The organism is Arthrobacter alpinus, from assembly GCF_900105965.1.
Lineage (GTDB): Bacteria > Actinomycetota > Actinomycetes > Actinomycetales > Micrococcaceae > Specibacter > Specibacter alpinus.
This window is the reverse complement of record NZ_FNTV01000001.1, coordinates 1,097,041-1,120,036: the sequence shown is the minus strand read 5'-3', so window position 1 is coordinate 1,120,036 and position 22,996 is coordinate 1,097,041. Positions and strand designations below refer to the sequence as shown.

Annotated in this window: 23 protein-coding genes and 1 tRNA gene; 13 read left to right on the top strand and 11 right to left on the bottom strand. The window is 57.6% G+C overall.

The annotated features are described in order from the left end of the window. Positions 1–340: 340 nt before the first annotated feature. Complete coding sequence (locus BLV41_RS05270; protein WP_074710885.1) at positions 341–1,351, top strand: zinc-dependent alcohol dehydrogenase family protein; 1,011 nt, start codon at positions 341–343, stop codon at positions 1,349–1,351. Positions 1,352–1,401: 50 nt separating this feature from the next. Continuing rightward, on the top strand, positions 1,402–1,734 hold the full coding sequence (locus BLV41_RS05265) for an ArsR/SmtB family transcription factor (protein WP_074710884.1): 333 nt from the start codon (positions 1,402–1,404) through the stop codon (positions 1,732–1,734). Positions 1,735–1,903: 169 nt separating this feature from the next. Here the strand turns inward: BLV41_RS05265 and BLV41_RS05260 are convergent, their stop codons facing one another. Continuing rightward, positions 1,904–2,290 (bottom strand): MerR family transcriptional regulator, encoded by a 387-nt coding sequence (locus BLV41_RS05260; protein ID WP_074713113.1) that lies wholly within the window; start codon positions 2,288–2,290, stop codon positions 1,904–1,906. Between the two features lie 73 nt (positions 2,291–2,363). Between BLV41_RS05260 and BLV41_RS05255 the strand changes: the two genes are divergently transcribed. Beyond that, positions 2,364–3,560, top strand: a complete 1,197-nt coding sequence (locus tag BLV41_RS05255; RefSeq protein ID WP_074710883.1) for an MFS transporter — start codon at positions 2,364–2,366, stop codon at positions 3,558–3,560. A gap of 93 nt (positions 3,561–3,653) precedes the next feature. After that, positions 3,654–3,962, top strand: coding sequence for a hypothetical protein (locus BLV41_RS05250; protein WP_074710882.1), 309 nt, complete (start codon positions 3,654–3,656; stop codon positions 3,960–3,962). A gap of 149 nt (positions 3,963–4,111) precedes the next feature. Here BLV41_RS05250 and BLV41_RS05245 read toward each other — a convergent pair whose 3' ends face one another. From BLV41_RS05245 to BLV41_RS05215, 5 genes are all read right to left on the bottom strand, one after another. Continuing rightward, positions 4,112–4,654 carry a P-loop NTPase family protein gene (locus BLV41_RS05245; RefSeq protein WP_139244219.1) on the bottom strand — a complete coding sequence of 181 codons (543 nt, stop codon included), beginning with the start codon at positions 4,652–4,654 and terminating at the stop codon, positions 4,112–4,114. Positions 4,655–5,454: 800 nt separating this feature from the next. Then, positions 5,455–6,897, bottom strand: coding sequence for an MATE family efflux transporter (locus BLV41_RS05235; RefSeq protein ID WP_074710879.1), 1,443 nt, complete (start codon positions 6,895–6,897; stop codon positions 5,455–5,457). A gap of 97 nt (positions 6,898–6,994) precedes the next feature. Next, positions 6,995–7,438: a MarR family winged helix-turn-helix transcriptional regulator gene (locus BLV41_RS05230; RefSeq protein ID WP_074710878.1), complete on the bottom strand. Its 444-nt coding sequence runs from the start codon at positions 7,436–7,438 to the stop codon at positions 6,995–6,997. A gap of 704 nt (positions 7,439–8,142) precedes the next feature. Beyond that, positions 8,143–9,831, bottom strand: a complete 1,689-nt coding sequence (locus tag BLV41_RS05220; protein WP_139244218.1) for a hypothetical protein — start codon at positions 9,829–9,831, stop codon at positions 8,143–8,145. Positions 9,832–10,449: 618 nt separating this feature from the next. Continuing rightward, positions 10,450–10,740, bottom strand: a complete 291-nt coding sequence (locus BLV41_RS05215; RefSeq protein ID WP_074710876.1) for a hypothetical protein — start codon at positions 10,738–10,740, stop codon at positions 10,450–10,452. 288 nt (positions 10,741–11,028) lie between these two features. On the opposite strand from BLV41_RS05215, the gene BLV41_RS05210 reads away from it, so the two are divergent. The 7 genes from BLV41_RS05210 to BLV41_RS21570 all read left to right on the top strand — a co-directional run bounded on the left by BLV41_RS05210 (position 11,029) and on the right by BLV41_RS21570 (position 17,140). Beyond that, positions 11,029–11,313, top strand: coding sequence for a hypothetical protein (locus tag BLV41_RS05210; protein ID WP_074710875.1), 285 nt, complete (start codon positions 11,029–11,031; stop codon positions 11,311–11,313). A 683-nt stretch (positions 11,314–11,996) separates the two neighbouring features. Then, positions 11,997–12,224, top strand: a complete 228-nt coding sequence (locus tag BLV41_RS05200; protein WP_074710873.1) for a hypothetical protein — start codon at positions 11,997–11,999, stop codon at positions 12,222–12,224. A gap of 172 nt (positions 12,225–12,396) precedes the next feature. Next, complete coding sequence (locus BLV41_RS21575) at positions 12,397–12,765, top strand: hypothetical protein (RefSeq protein WP_139244217.1); 369 nt, start codon at positions 12,397–12,399, stop codon at positions 12,763–12,765. A gap of 726 nt (positions 12,766–13,491) precedes the next feature. Then, the gene (locus BLV41_RS05190) at positions 13,492–14,163 is read left to right on the top strand and encodes a hypothetical protein (RefSeq protein WP_074710871.1); all 672 of its coding nucleotides are present in this window, start codon (positions 13,492–13,494) and stop codon (positions 14,161–14,163) included. 819 nt (positions 14,164–14,982) lie between these two features. Next, positions 14,983–15,318, top strand: coding sequence for a PadR family transcriptional regulator (locus BLV41_RS05180; protein ID WP_074710870.1), 336 nt, complete (start codon positions 14,983–14,985; stop codon positions 15,316–15,318). A gap of 224 nt (positions 15,319–15,542) precedes the next feature. Continuing rightward, entirely contained in the window at positions 15,543–15,959 is a 417-nt protein-coding gene (locus BLV41_RS05175; RefSeq protein WP_074710869.1) for a hypothetical protein, read from the top strand. A 650-nt stretch (positions 15,960–16,609) separates the two neighbouring features. Beyond that, positions 16,610–17,140: a hypothetical protein gene (locus BLV41_RS21570; RefSeq protein ID WP_139244216.1), complete on the top strand. Its 531-nt coding sequence runs from the start codon at positions 16,610–16,612 to the stop codon at positions 17,138–17,140. Between the two features lie 745 nt (positions 17,141–17,885). Here the strand turns inward: BLV41_RS21570 and BLV41_RS05165 are convergent. The 3 genes from BLV41_RS05165 to BLV41_RS05155 form a co-directional block, all read right to left on the bottom strand. After that, entirely contained in the window at positions 17,886–18,185 is a 300-nt protein-coding gene (locus BLV41_RS05165) for a hypothetical protein (RefSeq protein ID WP_139244215.1), read from the bottom strand. Positions 18,186–18,554: 369 nt separating this feature from the next. Beyond that, a complete protein-coding gene (locus BLV41_RS22020; RefSeq protein ID WP_170835429.1) occupies positions 18,555–18,704 on the bottom strand; it encodes a hypothetical protein in 150 nt (49 codons plus the stop codon). A gap of 31 nt (positions 18,705–18,735) precedes the next feature. Continuing rightward, the gene (locus tag BLV41_RS05155; protein WP_074710865.1) at positions 18,736–19,026 is read right to left on the bottom strand and encodes a hypothetical protein; all 291 of its coding nucleotides are present in this window, start codon (positions 19,024–19,026) and stop codon (positions 18,736–18,738) included. A 58-nt stretch (positions 19,027–19,084) separates the two neighbouring features. Between BLV41_RS05155 and BLV41_RS05150 the strand changes: the two genes are divergently transcribed. Continuing rightward, on the top strand, positions 19,085–19,711 hold the full coding sequence (locus BLV41_RS05150) for a Helicase associated domain protein (protein WP_074710864.1): 627 nt from the start codon (positions 19,085–19,087) through the stop codon (positions 19,709–19,711). A 676-nt stretch (positions 19,712–20,387) separates the two neighbouring features. Here the strand turns inward: BLV41_RS05150 and BLV41_RS05145 are convergent. After that, positions 20,388–20,468, bottom strand: a tRNA-Leu gene (locus BLV41_RS05145). 180 nt (positions 20,469–20,648) lie between these two features. Between BLV41_RS05145 and BLV41_RS05140 the strand changes: the two genes are divergently transcribed. Continuing rightward, positions 20,649–21,251 carry an ANTAR domain-containing response regulator gene (locus BLV41_RS05140; protein ID WP_044570822.1) on the top strand — a complete coding sequence of 201 codons (603 nt, stop codon included), beginning with the start codon at positions 20,649–20,651 and terminating at the stop codon, positions 21,249–21,251. Positions 21,252–21,464: 213 nt separating this feature from the next. On the opposite strand, the gene pyk is transcribed toward BLV41_RS05140, so the two are convergent. Beyond that, positions 21,465–22,952, bottom strand: a complete 1,488-nt coding sequence (gene pyk / locus BLV41_RS05135) for a pyruvate kinase (protein ID WP_044570819.1) — start codon at positions 22,950–22,952, stop codon at positions 21,465–21,467. Positions 22,953–22,996: the final 44 nt, after the last annotated feature.

The window sequence follows — 22,996 nt, the reverse complement described above, 5'->3', positions numbered from 1 at the left end:
ATCACCGGACACCCTAAACGGGACGTCCTGGAGCGCGTAATAATTGCGGTGCAGGTCAGCGAGCTGTTTGTCCGGTGAGGGACCGGCTTGCGGGACGCTGCCGAACGCCTAACCGGACAGACCTCCTTGCGGGATGACGAGTCTGCTACAGGGGGCAAATCGGTGGATACAGACCCGGCGGATCATGGTTCGCCTACCCAAGCTGCCCGCCAAGGCCGATAAAGACCGGCCATTCGGCGGAACAACTATTGTTCGACCATCATCATATTTGACGTACATCGAAATAACGTTCAGGATAGAAGGGGCGATGCACGGTGCCCCGCCCCACGAAAGGACACATATGCGCGCCTGGACCCTAGATAACTTCGGCCTCGAAAACTTGAACCTGCACGAGATTCCAACACCCGAACCGGCCACCGGGGAACTTCTCATCAAGGTCTCGGCCGTCTCGCTGAACTACCGGGACAAGGCCCTGGTAGACGGTATTTATGCGCCGGAAAAGATGCCCAAGGGACTGATCCCGGTGGCCGACTCCGCCGGCGTCGTGGCCGCCGTCGGCGCGGGAGTGACGAAATATAAGGTCGGCGACCGCGTCACCTCCCACTTCTATTCCACCTGGCACGACGGACCCTGGCTGAACGAATACGCCGACTTCCAGACCGGCGGGCCCATCAACGGAGGGCTTGCCGAATACCAGATCCTCGGCGAGGACAACGTCGTCCCCACTCCCCTGGACATGAGCGACGTCGAAGCTTCAACCCTGCCGATCGCCGCGCTCACGCCATGGTTCGTCCTGCAGGAGTACCGCAAAGTCAAGCCCGGCGACACTGTCCTGATCCAGGGCACCGGCGGCGTCTCGATCTTCGCCATCCAGCTCGCCTCAGCCCTCGGGGCCCGGGTCATCGTGACCTCGAGCAGCGATGAGAAGCTGCTGCGTGCCCGAGAACTGGGGGCGACCGACACGATCAACTACCGCACCACCCCCGACTTGGCCGCAGCCGTCTTGGAGATGACCGACGGCCAGGGCGTGGACGTCGTACTCGACGTAGTCGGCGGCGACGGCGTACGTGATTCAGTGCGCGCCACCAAGGGCAACGGCCTGGTCGCGGTCATCGGCTTCCTCCAGGGCCAGAGCACCACCTTGGATTTGATGGACGTCATCTGGCACCAGGCCCAGATTCAAGGGATCGCGGTCGGGCACCTGCGCGCCTTCCGCGAGCTGGTCACATTCCTCGACGAACACACCATCCACCCTGTCATCGACACCGTCTACCCTTTCGAGGAAGCCCACGCCGCCTACGAGCAGCTCGCCCGCGGCGCGTTCGGGAAGATCGTCATCGAAGTCAACTAACCGGCCGACGGCGGCGAATAGTAGGATCGAAAACTGAGAGAAGGACAACCATGGCAAGAACCACGAAGATGACGGACGAACCCGACATCGCCGACTTCGATTTCCCCCGCATCCTCGCCGCCGTCGCAGACCCCGTACGCATGAGCATCCTCAAGCAACTCGCCGGCGCAGAGGAAGCACTCAGCTGCGGAGCCATCGAACTACCCATCAAGGCATCCACAGCAACGCACCACTTCACTGCCCTACGCCAGGCCGGCGTACTGCACCAGTACTACATCGGCACCTCCAGGATGAACCTCCTGCGAATCGAGGACATGGAACAGGCCTACCCCGGCTTCCTACCCTCCGTCATCGCAGCTCTAGAAGCCAACAGCCACAAGTAGCACCGGCACACCGGAATACCATTCCCAACAATGACTTAGTCGCCACTCAGAGCGGACAGTCTCATCGCTGCGAGTGATCAAAGTTCTCGAAGGCGCGCCAGAATTGACCGCTTGTAGACAGCGAACGCGGCAATGCCACGATAGCTGTTTGAATCCTTCGGGAGCGCCTTCAGTTGGTAAGTGTCGCGCGCCGGGCAAGGGCCTTCTCTGCGGCTTCGATATAGGTATCGATGGAATCGCGATTGCGGGTGAGGAAGTCGATACGCTGATTCATCTTGTCCCGTTCATCGCCAAGTATGGCCAGTAGCTCCGGTTCGATGTCCTCCGGCACGATGCCGCGGGGTTTGTCTAGGCAAGGCAGGATCAGGGCAATGATCTTGGTGGGAACACCACTGTCGATCAGTCCACGGATCTGCATCGCGCGATCTATCAAATAGGCGTCGTATTCGCGATACCCGTTCTCTAGGCGGCGCGGGATGATCAGGCCTTGCTCCTCGTAGTAGCGCAGCGACCTCGTCGGGGTATTTGAGAGCTTTGCCAGTTCTCCGATTTTCATGCGGTGCACCTTCCAAAGGACTTGGGCGTTCAACTTGACCTTGACACTAATGTCAACCATTTATTGTAAGGTTATGACTCAAGTACAACACGGCCTAGAAGAAACGCAGCGGTCTTCACGTTTCCCGATCTGGCACATTTTGACCCTGACTGCCAGCGGTTTCCTCACCATCATGTTGGAGACCATGCCCGCTGGCATTCTTCCTCAAATCAGCCAAGGACTATCGGTCTCCGAATCGGCGGCCGGACAATTCGTCTCGGTGTATGCCCTCGGATCAATCGTGGGAGCGATTCCGATCATCAGAGCAACCATGCGGTTCCCAAGGCGTCACCTGCTTGTCGCTGCGCTCATTGGATACGTCCTGACAAGTCTGGCGGTCGCGGTGGCTCCGACCTTCGCTGTGGCGATCGGGGCGCGCTTCGTTGCAGGCATGTTTGCCGGTGTCCTATGGGGAATCATCGCAGGCATAGCGGGTCGAATCGTCAGCAAGGAACATCGCGGCCGCGCCCTGACGATCGCGTTGGCCGGCACACCTATTGCCCTGGCCGTGGGTACACCGGCCGCTACATTACTGACGGGACTGATCGGGTGGCGCTTCACGTTCGCGACAATGGCTCTCTTCGCCGCCGTTCTCATCGTCTGGGTGCTGTCGGTCCTGCCGGTTCTGCCGGGACAAGACAAAGCGGAGCAAACGCCTCTGCTGCAGGTATTCAAGCTACGTGGGTTGGTGCCGGTACTCGTCACAGCAGTTCTTTACGTCACCGCCCACAACCTGTTCTACACCTACATCGCCTCATTCCTGGCCCCCTTGGGTATGAGTGATGCCGTCAGTGCAGTCCTGCTCGTGTTTGGTGTCGGCTCGCTCATCAGCATTGTGGTCACCGGAACCTTGATCGACCGCCACCTGCGTGCCTTGATGATTTCCAGTACGTCCCTCTTCGGAGCCGCCATGATCAGCCTCGGCTTGCTGGCCGAGGCCCCATTTGCTGTATTTGTTGGCTCTGCAGCTTGGGGGTTGGCCTTCGGTGGAGCCGCAAGCCTTCTCCAGACAGCCATGATGCAGGTGGCCGATACCGCCGTGGACGCCGCCCAGAGCGTCATGGTCACCGGATGGAACGTTGGCATCGCCGCAGGTGGAATCCTCGGCGGCGTCCTGCTCGGCTCACTGGGTTCGGACTCCCTGGTTTGGGCAACCGCATTGCTGATCGTGATTGCGCTGGCGGTCGTGGTTGTGAGCCGGCGGCACGCGTTCCCGCCATCATCAAACTAACTACCAAGCTTTGCACAATGGCCCGTCGTTCTCAGGTCGGGCCATTGTCCCGAGATACGGCGGAAATCAATCGTTGCTGCTTAGGCTTCGGTCATGGCAGAGAAATCCGTCCGTCGCGTCATCCGCCTGTTTCCTGACTACGGCCATCGGTGGCCACCGTGGGAGAACGGCACTGCTGAGCGATCGACGAAATACACAATGGAGCCCGCGGACTTTGGGCTGTCGCAGGGCCTCACGCTTCGACTTCGCAGATGGTACGACGCCTGGGATGCGGAGAACGTGTACGACGGCGGTTGGAGCTCGCCTGCAAACGAAACAGCGTGGAACGTGGAGGGTGCCAGTATCGCCGAGCAACTTCGTGAAGAAGTCAGAGCCTTCGCTGACGTGGAATACGACGAGTAGAACACGCGCCTGCAAACAACATTGTCAGCGCCCGGTCAACGTTTCGTATGCGGGCTGGTCAGGTGAGACGCGTTACTGAGCCAGCTCGTTCACCATCCGCCAGCAATGATCGTGTGGCCACGCTCGAGGGCCAGTAACCGGACAGAATCTCAACTGACTTGGCCCACTAGATCGAAGTGCTCACAAATACTCTCTGCCACTGCCGCCGGACTCAGTACCGACGTATCGATGACAATTTCATCTAGCCCAGCTTGCGCTATGGTCTCGCTCAAATCCTGGAACCGCTCAAGATGCCAATCGAGACTCAGACCCTGGGCGCTGCTATAACGAGCAGCGAGACGCGCACGAGTAACTTCCTCAGAAGCAACAAGGCGGACCGAACGGACCCGCAGACCGAATGCCGCAGAATACCTAGCGTGGTCCCCCATTGAGGCTATGACACCAGATACAACCAGATTCCGGATCCCGGTCGCGCGATAATTCTGCCAAACCGCCGACATATTCTTGGCTTCGATAAGAATGTTTGCCGGATCGTCGGCTGCAGGCGGCCACGATCGATGGAACCAGTCGACATCCATCACACTGAACGGCCGCTTGGCAGCTGCCATGAGATCCGCGACATGATCCAAGGCTGAAGATTTCCCAACGCCGTAACTACCGTTGATAAAGACTGCAAACTCATTCCTCGACATACCGACCATCCTCTCCTAACTATTGCTGGGGGTGGCTAGGTCGAGCGCCCCTGTCCGTGCCATGGACTCCAAATCCCTAGATCTTGTCAACCCAGATCGACAACGCGTCGGACGAGTTCGATGGACACTGCCCAAATTCTCACCATGCGACGCCGCAAAACTGTCCCATGGGAGGCTCCCTTTTCGGGCGATTGGTCACTGCCTAGGAACTTTCTTTGTAAGCGTGCAGCATCTGATCCGGCAGAGCATTCGAGGAGCAATTACCCCGCTCAGCAGCAGCGGCTCGCTTCCTTAACTGGTACTCGTGAATTAGAGCTGGGATCGCAGTCCAGGTAAGAACAGCAAGTTTCGCACACATAGGCAGGTCCACGACGAAGGCGATTGCCACAGCAAAAAGGAATGTGGCTACATATACGTACCGGAACATCCTCATTGAACGAACCTACCAGCCGGCACCCGCCCCGCCGGTGCTGCTATTGCGCTACGAGGATCCCACCTGACCAAGTCCTTGTTGCCATCCACTGTCCCCCAGAAGGTTAACGTGCGGACAGGGTCGTGCTGACGTGGCAGCTTCTGAAGTCTAGTGCCGACCATTTCTGACTAATTCTGTAGTGTCGATGTCTGAGCACGACAGAGACAATGGCGAAGCTGCCCTGGAGATCGAGCGGCACCCATGGTGATAACTACTGCGGCCCCCGCCGTTCGGTGGGCCGGTACCTGCGACAGCACATATCTCACCAAACTGATGACCCTGCTTGCAAAACAGGGAGCGGGAGGAATGATGCACTAGGCGAAGCCGTCTAGGCCGCTTGCTCCTCAAGCACAGCTTCAGCCCGCTCCGGACTGCCTTCAGCCAATCCCCCTTCGATTGCGCGCCGGGAAGCAATCCACATCACCAACCCGGTAAAGAGAACGGCAATTTCTGTGGCTGTCAGCGCCCAAATGATGCCAGAGAGTCCGAACCAGAGATTACCGAGAAGCACCACCGGGATGAACAGGATGCCTTGCGTCACTGACATGACAGTGGCTGCGAGGGCGCGTCCGGTGGCCTGAAACAGTGAGGTGATGAGGCCGGTGAAGGCGTTGGCAATCATCGCAACGAGCTGGGCCGTGAGTACCACGACGCCGATCGCCAAGACGGAGGGATCGGAGACAAACGCTTCGAACACTTGGTCACGGAACGTGAAAATGACCGCCGATGAGATCAGCGCGATACCGCCAACGGTCACGGCGGATTTTCGCAGCGCTTCTGAAAGGCGGTTCCGGTCCCCCTTGCCATAGGAGTAGGCCAGCAGCGGCAACACCCCGAGCGTTACACCCATCAGCAGGAACTCCGGGACCTGGGCGATGCGGACAGCAACCCCCATAGCCGCTAGTGGCCCGTCGCCGTAGCTAGCCGCAAGGTTGTTGAGCACCAGGGCCGTGACGATGAGAAAAGCGGACTGCAGAAGCGTGCTGACCCCAACGCCGAGCACTGGTTTCACAACAGAGGGTGCGAGCGTGAACCAGCGCGGGGCAAGACTTGCGTGCTCACTGTTCCGGGTCAGCCAAAAGGCAAAGTAAAGAACCAAGGCCAGATTTGCCAGACCGGTTGCCAGCGCTGCGCCCGTGACTCCCCAATGCAGCACCATGATGAACAAGACGTCGAACAGCAGGTTGGTGATGGTGGAGGCGATGAGTCCGATCATGACCTGGCGGGCGGCTCCTTCGGCACGGACCAGCTGTTCAAGGCACACTGCCGCGGCGAGTACAGGCACAAATGCCAGCAGTACTCCCACGAATACCCGGGTTGCGGTAAATGCTTCGCCGCTGGCGCCCAGAAGAGACACAACGGGGTCCAACATCAGCAGCCCGATGGCACCGATTGCGGCACCTGCAAGAACTGCTCCCCAGAAGGAGAACGCTGAAACACGCTTGATGTTGCTGGCGGCGGTTGCGTCGTGCTCTGCCGCACCCAGCAGTCGCGAGATACGGGCCCCACCACCGACGCCGAAGACGTTGCCGACCGCCATGACCAGGCCAAGGATTGGCGAACCCAGGGTGATTGCCGCCAACAATACGGTGATGTGCAGTGATCCGATGACGCCGGCGTTGATGAGGTTGTAGATCGCTCCGACAATCATCGCCGCTGCCATGGGCACACAAAGATGTATCAAGGACCGGACAATGGGGGCCGAGGACAGGAACCACCGGTTCCTGTCGGCGTCTCCGACGGGTGGCTCTTGGATTGATGTTGCGCTCATTGCTGTCCCCTTTCCGGGCAGGGTCGAGCGCGCACCGACGATCGCCGGCACGGCTAAGAATTTGTGTGGATATGTGGGGCTGGTGCGCCCCCGGCTGCTACCTGGTGGGCCGCGGCAGCTCGTCCGTGATCTTGCTCAACAGGGAGTGAAGCGTGGCTTGCTCTGACTGGTCCAAGGGAGCAAGGATCATCTGCTCGGCGGCAGCCATCGCCGCCTCGAAACCGCTGATCAGCGCTGCTCCAGCGGGTGTGGCATAGACGTTCTTGCTGCGTTCATTGGCGATCTCGCTCCGGCGCTCGATGAGTCCACGGGCCTCAAGCCCCCGCAAAAGGCTCGAAACACTAGCCGCCGTCGTCCGGGAGACCTTTGCAATATCACGCTGAATGGCGCCCGGATTCTGCACAAGATAGCCCAAGACGAAACTCTGCGCGTGGCTAAGCTCCCGCTCACGGATCCAGTCTTCGCCCGCCTTCATCAATGCCCATCCAACCCATCGAAACAGGTCGAGACTGGTGGAGGGGGGTGCGTGCAATTCATCCATAGTTAGAACTCTAACTGTTTGATATCAAACAGTCAATCGTTGGCAGTCACGAAACACTGCCACCGTTCCCGTCGTGCAACTGGCGCACTAGTGTCCCGCATGCCGTTCCCCTTTGGAAGAGGACAGGTCGATAGGAATGCCCTAAGGAGATGGAACATTTCCCACTGCGACTCACAACAAGCGACGGCAAAGTGGCGAGGAATATCCGGCGTACAAGGTGAGTGGATCCTCCAGATCGACGGTCGATTATGTTTATCGAAAGAGGATAATCTCAACCGTTTCACCGGCATTGGGACTGCTTCCTAGCAGGCGGACGAGCCCAGTTTTTCGCGGAGTCCCAAATGACCCCTCGGGCTCAAGGTCCGTCTCTGCAAATAGCTCGAACAGGCGCCCGTCCGCGTGCTCGTCTACCCACCGGAGCGCCTCGGACACGTCCATGACCCCAAGCAGCGCATAGGCGTCTAAGTTCCACGCATAGCCGGGATGCGGTTGTACCCAAAAGTTGACGCGATAGCAGGGGAAATCCTCGGAGTAGCGTGGCTCTGCGTGATCTGTTTGGATGGCGCGCATGTTCATCAACCTACAATTCCGTGTCGCAATTTCACAGGGCATACCCGGAGTTGTGCCGCTCATCCATGGGAGCGGAAGAACAGTGCCCGGTAAGGGTTCCTATGAGGGCTGCGATTTGCCACCAACCGAGGCTATTAGTCACTGTCTTTTGCTTCGTTGAGTCGTGCCCGCCACATCCCTAGTTCTTCCCCACATGGGTGTTGTGTTTCAGAAAGCCTTTGTATGAAGTCGCATTGTCGGGTCAGGAGAATTATGGCTCTGCTCCGGTCACCAACTGACAAAGCGTAGAGGCCAAGAAACCCCCAGGACTCGGAGCTGTGCGCTCCGATTTCTAATTTGGCCCCCTCGGGAACGCCGGCCCGGTGCTCCGCGAGAGCGGCTACAAGTTCATAGCGTCCCATGGAATCCATGAATGGAATGATGTGCGTGGCTAACCTCAACGCCACGGTATCGATTTCAGGTTGGGAAACGCCGTGGTACTCGGAAATCCTGATGTCCAGGACGGACCCGACTATCACATCGGCGTTAAATGAGGGCCAACTCGTAGCAAAACGGGATCCGTATTCGACTCTAAGTTGATCAAGTCCCACTGACCCCAAAGCAATGACATCAACCCTGTCGGTAAACTCGCGCCGGAAAGTACGCCCTTGGCCGGTGAATCCGTGTTGCTTCAATATCGGGGCAAGATACCGCCTTATCAACGCGTCCAATGACGACCTAGCTTCGCGATTGGCCGGATCGGCCCTGCGCCTAACGGCAGTCGCTTTGGCCAAACGCACTGTGTTGTCTCGCCGGGAGATTTCCTCCTCGGCCAACCCTAGGTGCTTGCCAACCCTACGGATCAAGTCCCGACGGCTTAGATCCTCCAAGAGTTCCCGCAATACAACCGTGTCACCAGCACCATTTCGAACGGCCAACGATTCAACGGCCGCCGTTGCCACACCCAACGAGAGCGCCCCGGTCATCCCGGGAACACCGCTGCTGGCTGCCGCCCGTCGGGCAATAACTCCCAGAACTTTGGACATCCACTGCTCATCAGCCAACAGTTGGACCGCGAACACCGATGCCCTAACGACGTCGTCATTGCCGTGCGCAAAAAGCATGGCTCCAGCAAAGCCATGGGAGGCATGGTCATCCGGAGGCACAATGTCAGCGTCTGCAGCCAGTTTGAGCCACGAACCCAACAGCTCACAAGCCCCTGGAGATTCCAAGGCAACGGCTACCTCCCGAAGCCACTTCTTCGATGGCTTGGCCGGTCCCCGTGACGTCAACGATCTAACAATCGCGGCAACGTCACTGGCCGGATATGCGGAGGCTGCCTCTTTGGCACGCGGTCCCCAAGAGTCTCCATCGCGTACAACGGAAAGGTCCAGAAGGTCGGGGTGTGTTGCCGCCGCCGATACCCTCTCGATGAAAGCCACTGTCTCGGGCAACTGCCAGGCGTCCAAGGGCCCGAGGTTCTCCAACGACGACTGACGGCGGCCGAGAACCGCTCTGAGCTCTCTTACACTGGCAAGCAATTCTTCGGTGGCCCCGCCAGCCAAACACACTTGTTCGGCACCGCGGAGCGCCACCAGGCAGAGCTGCCCTTCGAAACCTTGCTCCTCGGCAACGATCCGCAAAGCCAGGGTTGCCGTTTCAGCGCTCCACGGGAGCCGCCGCCTGCGAACTCTGTCGATAATATTGCTACTTGTCCCGCGGTCCGCGGCAGAAAGGATGAATTGCAAGGCCGACAGTCGAATTTCGGAGGTCAGGGGTGCGTCCGCAACGACGTTGGGCCAGTCGGCCCAGTTCAACCCTGCCGAGCGAATTGCCTGATCCACGGCATCCCTGTGACGGTCCAATGCCCGTGCCAACTGCTCGTCCAAAATGAACCCCCAAACGACGCTCTGGCTTGTCAGTGCACACCAATCAGTAATGCCCCGTGACCAAATTCAAGTCATATTCCACCCTACCGAGGAGCTCGGACACTGCATGGAGGCCGGTGCCGTCGCCACTGGATTCTTCTCAAAAGCGGCACCACCGATTTGCCAACATAACGTGCCGTGCATCCGGCCACGGGGAGACAGGAAAGCCGTCCACATCGAGGGGAAGTCAAAACACGGGCACAAACTAGTCGCTAACACAGTTGGTGGTCCGTATTCAGATCGCCGATCGGGTCATATTTCGGAAAACCAAGAACCGTTTCAATTCACAGACCCCCGATGTAGTGACTAAGCGCCAACGCTGTCCCGGATAAGGTTCCCCTGCGAAACAGTGTCAACCGAGAGTCATTGCGTTTGGGATTGCGACATTTAGCGTTGAAAACCGCAGATCAGTCGATACAACTGCCGGTGCCAGATCGGCTTGCAAGAACGTTATGCGCGCAGAGTAAGAGTTCGCGCCCACACTGCGGGCTGCTGGGCAAAAGCTAGACAGCCGGTCACAGTGGTTCTGTTAGGTCATAGTTCCCGACCACGCCGATCCCAATCATCTCTCGTGGCGTCCTCCGCATCCCAGAAATGTCCGTCGTGATGACGAACATACAAAAGGAACCCCAATGCAACCAAACCTAGGATGACTGCTGCGACGAACAGGTAATCCGGCAGATCCCAGACAGATTCAAAGACCAGCTTCATGACGATGATGACTAATTGCAGTGCTGTCCAAATTGACCACCAAATGAACTGTACGCGGACGCCTCCCCGGGTCATCTTCGGTTGTAATCTTTTGGGCACCTCATCCTCGGCCATGAGCTGAGGGTACTAGCCGCCTCAATTCCTGGGAAGGGGTCGCCCCGCACCCCCACTCCCCGAAGCCTCACTGTCGTCTCCCATCGCCTCAACTGAATCGCTAGCGGTATTCACAATCTCCAAAGTCATATCGCGACCGACCAAGGGTTCGTCCTACGCAGGCGGTAAGGCCGTGCAGACGAGTGCTGATATTTGTGCCGCCGACTTCTAAAAGTGGGCATAGTTCATCCACGATCCATTCTCGTCAATCGAGAGATGCCCTACTGTGAGGGGATGGACGTCCACTGGATGCCCGAGCACAACGTCGGTGAAGATTCGGATGCCCCTACATATAGGGCGCGTATTTGGTCTGGGCCCATTAAACCTGGCTACGCCCGGGCTGTTGATGAGTACGAAATATCCAACGCGTCAGAGGTCAGGGAGGCGATAGCCTGGGCAGAAGCCGAAGCTGCAGGCCGGCCATTGGAATTCTTCGTGAAATGGTTCGAAACTTCTTTCAGGGCACCTGACTACGAGATCATCCAAGTTCCTCGCATGATGAAATTGTTTGGCTTCTCTCCCGAAGAAGACTAGCGATCGACTGCCCTCTGGCAGGGACCGTGCGATGTGGTGCGTGCTTCAGGTAGAGGGTTCCTTTCTGGCATACGACCAACAGGGACAACTCAAAAGTGACGCACAGGCTGTGGGAGACATTTCTAATCAGAGCAGCTGCTACAGTCTGAGCCAGAACCGTCGTCACCAGGTATTCAACTTTCGACCCCGGAATCGACAGGACTAGCTATGGATTCTCAGCAGCGAAAGCCCATCAAGTGGTGGCCGTTTGGGCTTTTTTGCTTGCCTTCGCAGCTGCAAACGTAGTCCTGATACTGGTCGAGGCTCCCACTTGGGCAAGGCTAATTCCCGTCTGGATCCTGTTGGCCGTTTCGGTAACTGCCCTGGCTCTGTTTGTCATTCGACGCAGTCGCAATGACAGAGACTCGGGCCGCTAGAACCTGTACACGCGCGCGATGGGAATTGAGCACCATGGCAGGGGCTTCAATGCGGATACAAGTTCAGCCCATCCCCTAACGGCGTTCCCGCTTAGCGTTCCCCTGCGGACAGCACCATTTATCCCGTCGCCGTCATTGCTTTTGGCGATCCAACCGCCCGGAGCCGGACCGGCTTGCGGGACGATTTGGCATCGTCTAAACGGGACGTCCCTTTCGGGACGGACTCCGCTGCTATCCAAATTCTTGCTGGCGTTCTAGGGTTGGGTCATGGTGGACTGGGAAGCAGCCAGCCGACAGAGCGACTTGAGATTCTGGCGAGCCATGTTCTGGATTCACATCTCACTACTAGTTCTCGGAATCGTTAGCCTGCTGCTCGTTGCCTTTGGGTCCGCGGGCAACCCCAACCCGGGTGTCTTGGTACCGAGCAGCGCCATAGTGGTCTTGATCCTTATTTTCCTGCCCAGCGCCTACAAGAAGTGGCGATCAAGTAGATGAGAAACGTCAGACGTTGACGTTCCGAATCCATCAGTCAGGATCTCCGCACGCTCTGCTAAGACGTGGACCTTAGGTGTCACAATTTCCTGCCTCCCGAAGCGCTGTAACGCAAGAGGTTCCTTGATCAGACGCCTCTCTGGCCCAGGTCTGCGGTGTCCGCGAGTATTTACACATGATGATCGTGGAAGAGATCTTGCTCGCGGCACGGCCAGCGCCTGAGGCGATCTTGACTCCGGGTGAGCTCGAGCGCACCCATTCGGATGTGGTGTCGACGAAAGGCGAGCCGGTCACGTCATCAACGATCGTTAGTGCGGACTTGCTTCTCCGAGTCGTCGTGTACGACGAGGAAATGGGGTTCTGGCCTTATCCGCCCGAAGGCGCCAGCGGCTTCACTGCCCGTTTGCGTATCAAATTGCAGGATTTCATTGCGGAAGTGGATTCGGCTGGAGATAGCTTCGCCGATAGTGTCCCGTTAAAGGTTCGACAAAGGGCACGTTCTAGGGAATGTCGGACTTCCTCAGCGGGGCAACATGGTCAATGATTTTCTGAAGCGCTGCCGGACTCGCGGCTATATCGATGACTTCCGGGTCGGTGGTGACGGTCGTGGCTCGGCAACCCTGAACTCCTATGTACGTTGAATCGTGCCTCTTGAGTTTCCTGAGTACCCGAGACACTTCTACAACAGTGAACGTTCTGGCACCCCCGGAGGGCTCAAGGGTGTCGTAAAGCGCGGGCTGAAATCTAAATGCTCCCAAACTTGGGGTGAGAATTCCTTGGTCCCAGATAGAATCTAAAGATCCTGGGCGGGCTTGAGGGTATCGAATGTAGGCCAAGAATTGGCCTTTCGCTTCCAAGTTACGAGCTGTCCGTCGTCGCATACCCTGGGGGATAAACCACCAAAGCGCCATGAAACCGGTCCATAAGGATGCCTGCAGTGCGGCCTCTTTTAACGGCTTATGCCAAACCACCAGAAGTGTCAGTTGAATGACAAAAACGACAATCACGCATATGCAACCAACAACGACCGGATGCTTCTTCATCCAAGACCTCATGTCGCCCATAGTAGTCACACGGTTGCCATGGATGTCCACGGTGTCCGGTAAACGTTCCCCTGCGAACCCCTGCTGCTGGCGCAGCATCTATCAGGGGGTGCGGGCCAAGCGATGCCGCCTCACCTTCGAGACGGTGTACGAGGCGTCCTGGCCTGACCCGTTTCAGATCACTTCCACTCCGGCAGGAGTCCTCTCTACCCCGATAGACTCCATCTGTGGACACCAAAGAGCAACTGAACCAGTCAGCAAAATTTCTTGCGGACTTGCCCAGTATTTGTTGCTTGTTGCTCGGGCTCGGGGTCGTCACAGCCTTATTCAACGGATGGATCCTGGTCATTGGTTCGCATGTCGTCCGCACCTGGATCGTCAGTTGCGTGATACTTGTGGCCTCGCTGGTACTCCTGTGGGTCCGCGCCAAGAGACGTCGAAGTGACAGTGCGAATGGTGGAATATGGGGCTGGACGCGCCCCATCGTCACTTTTTTACTGGTGGCCGCCGTCGGGGTGGGCAGTTCAATGGGTGCGTTTGCCGATATGGGTATGCATAACTTCATGCTCGATCCCCGTGGCCAGGACGGCTGCCAGCTCGTCGTGCGTGAGTCCGCTTTCCTCATGGCAGGCGGGGGCGAGGTATATACCGTTGGTACTGCCGGCATAGGCCAGCTGGCGGGCGCATGGAGCACCGACGATGGATACCGACCAATCGAAGCCGGTTCCTACACACTGGATTGGGACTCAAATGTCGGAGAACTCACCGTCCATGAGGCTTTTAACTTCAGGTCGCGCCAGGAAAATACACCGCAACATACCGTCGAATTCGGAGGAGTCGCCTTTTCAGGGACCACCGGAGCTGGTCGAGTCGAGCAACAACAGATCAAATGCCGCTGATGCCTCGAGTTTCCTGATTGACAACTAGGACTCCGGAGCGGAGGTAGGTCCGGATCATAGCCGGATTTCGGGCATGATTCCGTTGGCTCCGGGGCCTCTCTCCGTCAAGGCAAGTTATAACAATTGTTAAGCGTCCCTTCTGATTCCAAAAAGGCGATATTGGAATCTTGGACTGTCCGCTCAGGCGTCATTGCGGAATGCCAAGAGAGAATTCCTTATCGCTGCTGATTAGCAGCCCATCCGGTGAGAGACAGGATTTCGGCGGCGATGCCCTGGACACTGCGTTTGTCCGCGGAACATCGATGAACCCACTGTGGCGTTGCCAGCTCAAGTTCCCTGGCTGCACCCACGTAAACGGGCTGAACTTGTCTCGTCGTTGGCTGTCAATAGTACGGCGTTGATTCTCGGGCTATCTCCCATGGCTGTCGCTAATTCTTGGGTGAATCGGACGCTAACCGTGTTCGTGTAGATCATCCTCCGGTAGCCAAGTTCACGGTAGTTAGCCCAGATCGCGGGCAAGTTTCGCTCGGCCAAGTGATGCTCTGACGGGTATGGGAAAGCAAGGTCTAAGGTGTCACCTTCGATGACACAATGCTTGATCTCCAGCTTGGTGAGCCGGACTCAAACACCACCACTGAATCCTAATATGCGCGACACAGTCCAACTAAGTGTTGCTCGCCCGGAGTTACAGAGTGTTCCTTATCCTTTTCAGTAGGATGCCCTACCTGGCGCTAGGCGCAGCTAGACGCAGGTACTCAAATATGTGGGCAACAGTGACATAGGACTTGACATCTAAATCTATATAGTTAGATTTGTCCTATGAAGAATATTGGTCGGGTTACACCAGCGACGGCACTGGTACTTGAGTCGCTTCTATCTGCGGAAAGAGTTTGGGGGCTGCAGATCGTGAAAGAAGCCGGCAAGAAACCAGGGACCATCTATCCAATCCTGGAACGTCTGGAATCTTCAGGGTGGATCGATGGGGAATGGGACACCGAGGAAGCCCGCAAGGGTCCCCGTCGCCGCTACTACCGACTGGTACCTGGGGCTCGGCCACTGGCACTGGCATATGTAAAAACGCAGCGGGCAAAGGATACTAAAACGGCTCCTCGTCCCGCCGCGGCCCTGCGCACCAACTCCTGGGCCCAGGTATGAACCGCGGAGAATATCTCCTCGGCATTTGTGTGGCACTTACTCCAGCTCGGTTGCGGCACATCCGCGAAGAGCAATGGCGAGCCGATCTTCGCGATGGCCCGGAGCTAGGGATTTCAAGATCATCTCTCTTGCTCGCGGCTCTGCGTTCTTCGGCGACATCAAGATTCAAAGAACTAGTTCACCGCGCGAGCATCCTGCTGTCGCATTCATCAAGGGGGAAGAAAATGAAACTAATTTTGGGAATCGCTGGATCCACGGTCGCCGTTGTCGCCGCTGCCGCGATCGGTCTCCATGGCTCGTCAGCGGATCATTCATACCGGCCGCAAGATTCCATGGCAATCGGCGGTTACGAAGGATGGTGGAATGGCACGCCCTCGGAGGGAAGCTCGGCAGGCCTGCCAAAGGAAACTGTCGCCGTGAATACAACCTCGAATCAGATCGTTGACGCCTCAAACCGGGCCAAGAACGACGCCGGCCAGCCAACACTGATCTCCTACGTGCATTTTGAAGTCGTGCCAGATCCATCCTGGCCCAAGAATTCCGTCGTCATCATCGACACATCAACGATGAAAGTCATCGAAAGCTTTCCCGTGGACGAGAAGGGCTGGCCGATCATCTCAGATGATCCAAACCCCCAATAGCGCACTCCCCCTCAACAAGCGGGCCCATTGGCCACAGACAAACCCGTCCGGGATAACAAACGTGAGTGCCGAGCAATAGGAACAGCACAACGAAAATCTACAAAGGGCTCAACGAAAACAGAATGTCCCGAAGGGGTTCCCCTGCGGACGTTTTGCGTGCCGTTTCCCGTCGAACAAATCGAGTCTTAGAGCAGAGAATTGTTGGCACTAAAACGACGCGGGAGGGCAAACCTTCATCGTTCACTGCAACTTGGAGAGTGCGCAAAGGGTCCCCCGGTACGGGCGCCGGAGCTTGCTTTTGGCCCTGTCGTTCTAGCTCGATTCGAGCTTCATAGCTCGATGGTGCGAACAGGCTCTCCATCAAACCGATGCCTGCTGCCCCACCAGTCCCTGTGCGACCGCCAGGCTTGGAAAGGTGACGTTGGAACGCGACCAACGAACGTATGACGACACCGGCGAAGCCAACTATGAGCACGGTGTTCCAAAACCAATCCATTGACTGAGCCTAACCCAGGGTGACGCTCAATATTTCTGAGCCAGTTCGCCTTCACGTCGCATCGGACGCCGAAAGCAGGACTCCGTTGAGCGTCTCACCCAACACAGTCCCGCTGAACGTTCCACTTTCGGACGCTTCGGGCTAGCGTGTGAATATGTGGGGAAAGAAGAATGAAGACGAGTTCTTTTGGCAAGGCAACAACGCCGTCGTGGCGCGTCGTCGTCCGGGTCAAGAACCTCTGGGCCATCACCGGGCCAGATTGGGGCGTCGTACATTCGTCAAAGGTTGGGTCGTTGCCTTCGGCTTCTGGTCTCTTGTTTCCATAACACTTGCCTTGATTGATTCGCTCACATCGACTGCATCATGGGTTTTGAGCCTATGGGCCATCATGCTGATGGGCAGCTTCTTTGTCGCCGTACTGGTCGGCACACCCCTTGCACTGCTCGTCGAATATGTACTTCGTCCGGTAGCCCGGCAGTGGATACACGTACTGGTCTTCGGCGTCAGCTTCTGCGCGTTCGGAATCGCTATCGCGTTCCTCGTATCCCCGGGCACATTGGGTGGATTCCACCTTGCCCTCGGTGGGATAGTGGGAGCCGCAGCGGGAATCGGACGGTTCTCTATCCGCCACGATGACCCCATTTTCGACGCTGTAACTACGCCCAATCTCGATCCAAAGAATTGACGCCCACGCCTCCATGAGCCATCATCCGCGTCAGGGTAGCCGGAGGCACTACCTGTCCCGCAGGCGGTTCCATCTCCGGGCACAGGAGAGAACTTCGCTGGTTTTTCCTCACGGCTCGTTGGTGGTGTGCTCTTGTCCTGTTGGACTGTCTCCTTCCCGACTTTTGAGTTCCATCCAAGCCCGAATTGCTTGGTAAACGCAGAAGCTACCAAGGGCCAGCGCAGCGACAGCTACCCACGTTTTGATAGAAGAGTCCCGTTCAAAGAGCACAAAGGAGGAGATAAAGAAGCTTGCCGCTAAAACGAAACGATTATTCCTGAACGCCCGCACCTGCACGACTGATGACTGCCGCAACTTATCTCCATTCATAGCTAAAGGTAACAAGCTGACGACGGGATATATAGGTCCTTGCAACGTCCCGTAGCGGGTTCCCTGAAATGGGCAACTAAGCCTTGGGCAGGTCAAGGCGTCAAGAAGAGCCGAGGCAGTTCCCTCACCGGCTAAATGGCCTCAGTCCCGGCGGGCTCGGGAACGTCGGAATCATGACCTCCAGCTTGTTGCCACGTTGGTTGGCAAGTTTCATAATTAAAGGGTGTTGACTGTGTGGGACGAGACCGCCAATGAACGGGGCCGTCTTGAAGTTGAGCCACTAATGCCAACACAGTAAAGGTAGCCACCGACCCGGCGCAGAGTCGATGGCTACCCTCATGCAGGGAGAGACAGTGTCCACGGCGAGCCCCATGGCCTAGTCGGGGTTCACTCTCGCGCTGTGTCCTGGCTCTTGCATAACGGTAATGATTGCGTGTGCCGTGGCGGTGTTGAGGTCGTCTATTTCGATTTCATGGCCGTAGAAATTGTCGCAGTTCATGCAGGTGTAGTCAACATCCCAAACCCCTGCATCGTTGCGTCGGCGGCGTCGTGCACTTTCAATGAGCACGTACTCATCTGTTTCGCATTCATCGCACCAAATCTGGTCCGTTTCGCCGGTCTGGATTCGCTCCAGGGCGTGGGGATCTGATGTGTTTTTGCTTTGCTTGAACATCACTTATCACCCTTTCGAAACAAGATTCTGAGACCATAGGGAAGCTGTGTGGCACCAATTTTAGGCACGCCCTTGTGGCCCGTCCAGCATCAAATTCCTCCATCTTGGCACTGCACGTGGAGGCGAACGCGGTCGTTTCCGGGGCTTCCCAGTGACGTGGCGTTTAGGCTCAAGTCATGGATCGATATGGGTACGAGTTCCGTTTCGGCAATGCCACAAGCTGGAACTACTGAGATCCTGGGTTGGCCGTGTTCCTGGCGGGACTTGAAGAGTTCGAGGTTCGCCGTCGGCTCGTCGGTGATGGGGAATCGTGCAAACGTGCACATACGTAAGGCCCCACTCTCAAGGGTGGGGCCTTGCTGTCGCTACCAACTACCGCTCAGGCCGCACACTCACCAGCCGTACACCCTCACGTAGGGTTCGCTTGAGCTGCTCAAAGCCCTGCGTGTAGTCCTGACACTCCACCGACGTGACCTCCAGGGCGCCCGTCTCAATAGTCTCCACCAATGCCGTGATCATCATGGGGCAACCATAGCCCGAGCGTGTGACAAACTCACGCCGCCACAGCCTCCATGGACCGCACCGACCACGACTCGCGGTCGTGCCCGAGAATCAGCTCGAAGGTGACCAAGGGGCTGCGTTGGTTGTGCCCGATCCTTGCCTGCACCATCCACACCTCAGCGTCGATCCGCAGCATGCCATCCTTGGGTGCGCGCTGCGCTGTCTCCCACCACGCCACCCGCTCAAACCACCGCACCGGCGGCGCGCCCGCATGCCACGACCGGCCAGCCCGGATGAATGAGACAGGGGCGCCGTGTGCGGTTTCCACTTCCACACTCTCCATGTCCAGCACACTATGGGCAGGCACTGACAAAGACGACGGCATGGTTTAGCGTGGACGCATGTTGCGCTGGGATATCTCGTTGCACCCGTCGTGGGATCGCATGTACAAGTCGGGCATGACCGTGCGCGAGATCTCCGATCTAACCGGCCGGCCACTCTCGACCGTGCACCGACACCTGCAGGTCAGGCAAATCTACGACGATGAGATCCGATCCATTCACGATGCGGCCAACGCGGCACGCGACCCAGGCTGGCCCACCACGCACTGGCAACGACGCTACAAAGCCACCCAAATCTTCCTTGCAGCGAACGCCAGGCTACCCGCTGTCGGTAGTGATGAGGAAGAATCCTCGTTGGCCCGGTGGGTCGCCCACCAGCGCGCTCTACATATCCGTGGCGAACTCCCCGACATTCAGATCACGCTCATGGACATGCTGCCTGGCTGGACATACCGAGAGCCCTCAGTAAATCGGGACGAGCACTGGCGACACCGCCTCGCAGACCTACAGGCATTCGTCACGGAGACAGGTAGTCTCCCCCGATACAAGCGCTACGACAGCGAACACGAGTATAGCCTCGGGGTTTGGCTGCACACCCAACACCAAAGACGCGCAGAGGGAAGCTTAAAACAATGGCGAATGGAAGCCCTCAACGAAGCACTGGCTGGCTGGCACAGCAGCATGTGAGTCGCTCCTCCTAGCCTCAATCTCGGGGCCACCGGATGCCTGCCCTTCTAATCTCGTGGTCGTGGGCCCAATTCCCGCCTGAGGAACAATTTTGATGTGTAGCGACACCGTTGACTGATGTAGCGAGACATCGTTGACAAAAACCCTCCACTTCAGGACAGGGCTTTCGTCTATTCCTCGCCTGTTTTTGTGGACACCAGCTAAGGGCCATGAGTTTCTGCCTACTAGCGTCCTGGGAATTAGGGGCCGTCTATTGGCGCCCTCTGGTAGCGAGACGGTTTCATGAGCACAATATGATTGCTCGTACTATTCGGGTGGACCAGTACGGACTCGTGAGCGCGCACATTGGTCACCGGCACTCGGACAATCAATGGTCTCGAGCCGGGGACACCCTCACAGCATGAACAGTGACGGCTGTATACAGAAGAAATCTTCGTGTTCTGACCTGGTTGCCACCCCAAGTCATGTAGTTAGGCCTTCGGCGGACCATGAACTAGGTGTAGGGGAAAATCCCCAACGCATCCAACAAGGAGCCGCCAATAACAAACAGCTAAATCGGCGTTAGATTACCAGGACGCCGCATAACAAGACCCCTCAGGGGAGCAACCGGTCAACAGCTGTCAACATCGTGTCAACGCTTAAACACGAAAACCCCCTGTAAACAGGGGGTCAAGCGTGCCCAAGGTGGGATTCGAACCCACACACCTTTCGATACTGCATTTTGAGTGCAGCGCGTCTGCCGTTCCGCCACTTGGGCCTTAGCAAAAGCGATCAAATGATCACTGTTACGAAGATCACGCTCTTGTTCATGAATCGCTTCCGAACGAGTGCGCGCAACTACTCTACATGGAGATAGGGTAGTTTGTGGAATCGAAGCCCTCTAGGGGCCAAATTTTTACCAATTGTGGTGTACTTCACCTCATACTTAGGAGTTTTTGTGTCTGAACAGACGGAGTCATCCTCCACCTCCCCCGCACGCCGTGTCATTGTTGCCGAGGATGAAACCTTGATCCGCTTGGACATTATGGAAATTCTCCGTGGCGAAGGCTACGACGTCGTCGGCGAGGCCGACAACGGTGAGAAGGCCGTGGAGCTCGCTAAAGAACTCAAGCCCGATCTGGTCCTCATGGACGTCAAAATGCCCGTCATGGACGGCATCACGGCTGCTGAGATCATCGTCAAGGCCCGCATTGCCCCCGTTGTGCTCTTGACCGCCTTCAGCCAGAAGGAACTAGTTGAGCGCGCACGCGACGCCGGCGCCATGGCCTACGTTGTCAAACCGTTCACACCGGCCGACCTCATCCCGGCCCTGGAAATCGCTCTCTCACGCCACGAGGAAATCAAGGCACTCGAGAATGAGGTTTCCGACCTTCAGGAACAGTTCGCCACACGCAAGCTTGTGGAGCGCGCCAAGAGCCTCCTGACCACCAAGATGGGTCTCACTGAGCCCGAGGCCTTCCGCTGGATCCAGAAGACCTCCATGGACCGCCGCCTGAGCATGCGCGAGGTCGCCGAGACCATCATCAACCAGGTCAACTAGGTCTCCACGGGCTTGACCACCGGCTCACAAGGCCGGCCAGCCTAAAATGACACCGATTTCGCTGTCGGATCCAGGTATTTCAGGATCCGAAAGCGAAATCGGTGTCATTTTTCGTTCCCGCGGAAACTTTCCCTTAAAGTACGACGGCGGCACCCGCCCAACGCATGAAGCGAAGGGTGGGTGCCGCCGTCGTTCCCTAACGGGCCGCGACTGCTAGTCGGTGGGCCAGGGGCCAATCTTTTCGCGGTTGGCACGGTCGCCATTTGCAGCCTTGCCCAGGTCGGCGAGGTCGCCAACCTTGTGAACCTTGACCAGGTTGGTGGAACCAGCCTGTCCGGGAGGGGAACCGGCAGCAATAACAACCAAGTCGCCCTCCTCTACCAAGCCCTTCTCCAACAGGGTTGCGTCAACCTGCTCGGTCATGGCATCGGTGTGAGCAACCATGGGAACCAACACGGGCTCAATGCCCCATGCCAGTGCCAGCTGGTTGCGTACGCTCTCCACAGGTGTGAAGGCCAAAACCGGCTTGGCCGGGCGCAGGCGGGACAGGCGGTGTGCCGAGTCGCCGGACTGCGTGAAGGTTGCAATGTACTTTGCATCCAACTGCTTGGCGATCTGCACGGCAGCCGCGGTGATAACCCCACCACGGGTCTTCGGCTCGGAAGCCAGCTTCGGGATGAGCTTCATACCATCTTCGGCTTCAGCAGCCTCGATGATCCGGGCCATGACCTTGACGGTCTCGATCGGGAAAGCGCCAACGCTTGTCTCGCCGGAGAGCATAACTGCATCTGCGCCGTCGAGCACTGCGTTTGCACAGTCGGAAGCCTCTGCGCGGGTGGGGCGCGGGTTCTCGATCATGGATTCGAGAACCTGGGTTGCCACGATAACGGGCTTGGCCCAGCGGCGTGCCATTTCAACGCACTTCTTCTGAACCAGCGGGACATCTTCCAAGGGAAGCTCCACACCGAGGTCACCACGGGCAACCATGATGGCGTCAAACGCATCAACAATTGCCTCGAGGTTCGCAACGGCCTGCGGCTTCTCGATCTTGGCGATGACGGGAACGCGGCGGCCTTCTTCATCCATGATCTCGTGAACACGGCTGATGTCAGCAGCGTCACGCACGAATGACAGTGCAACCAGGTCCACGCCGCACGCAAGCGCCCAACGCAGATCGTCCTCGTCCTTTTCGCTCAAGGCAGGAACGTTGACAGCAACACCAGGCAGGTTAATGCCCTTGTTGTTGGAAACCTTGCCCGGAACGATTACTTCGGTGACAACCTTGACGGCGTCGACGGCAGTTGCCCGAACGGACACCTTGCCGTCGTCGATCAACATGATGTCGCCAACCTTGACGTCCTCGGTGAGGGACTTCAAGGTGGTGGAGCAGATGTCCTTGGTACCAGGAACATCGTCGGTGGTGATCGTGAAGACATCACCGACGGCCAGGGCGTAGCCCTCGCCATTGGCAAAGCGACCCAAACGGATCTTGGGACCCTGCAGGTCAGCCATGATGGCAACAGGCTTGCCCAGTGACTCGGCTGCCTTACGGACGTTGTCGTACGTGTTCTGGTGCACGGTGTAGTCGCCGTGGCTCATGTTCATGCGGGCTACGTTTACGCCCGCCTCCAGTACCGCAAGTGTGTTTTCATAGCTGGCGATTGCCGGCCCGAAAGTCGCAACAATTTTTGCGCGTCTCAATGTACCTACCTTGTGTGTGGTTTCAGCAGAAATCTTTGGTGCCT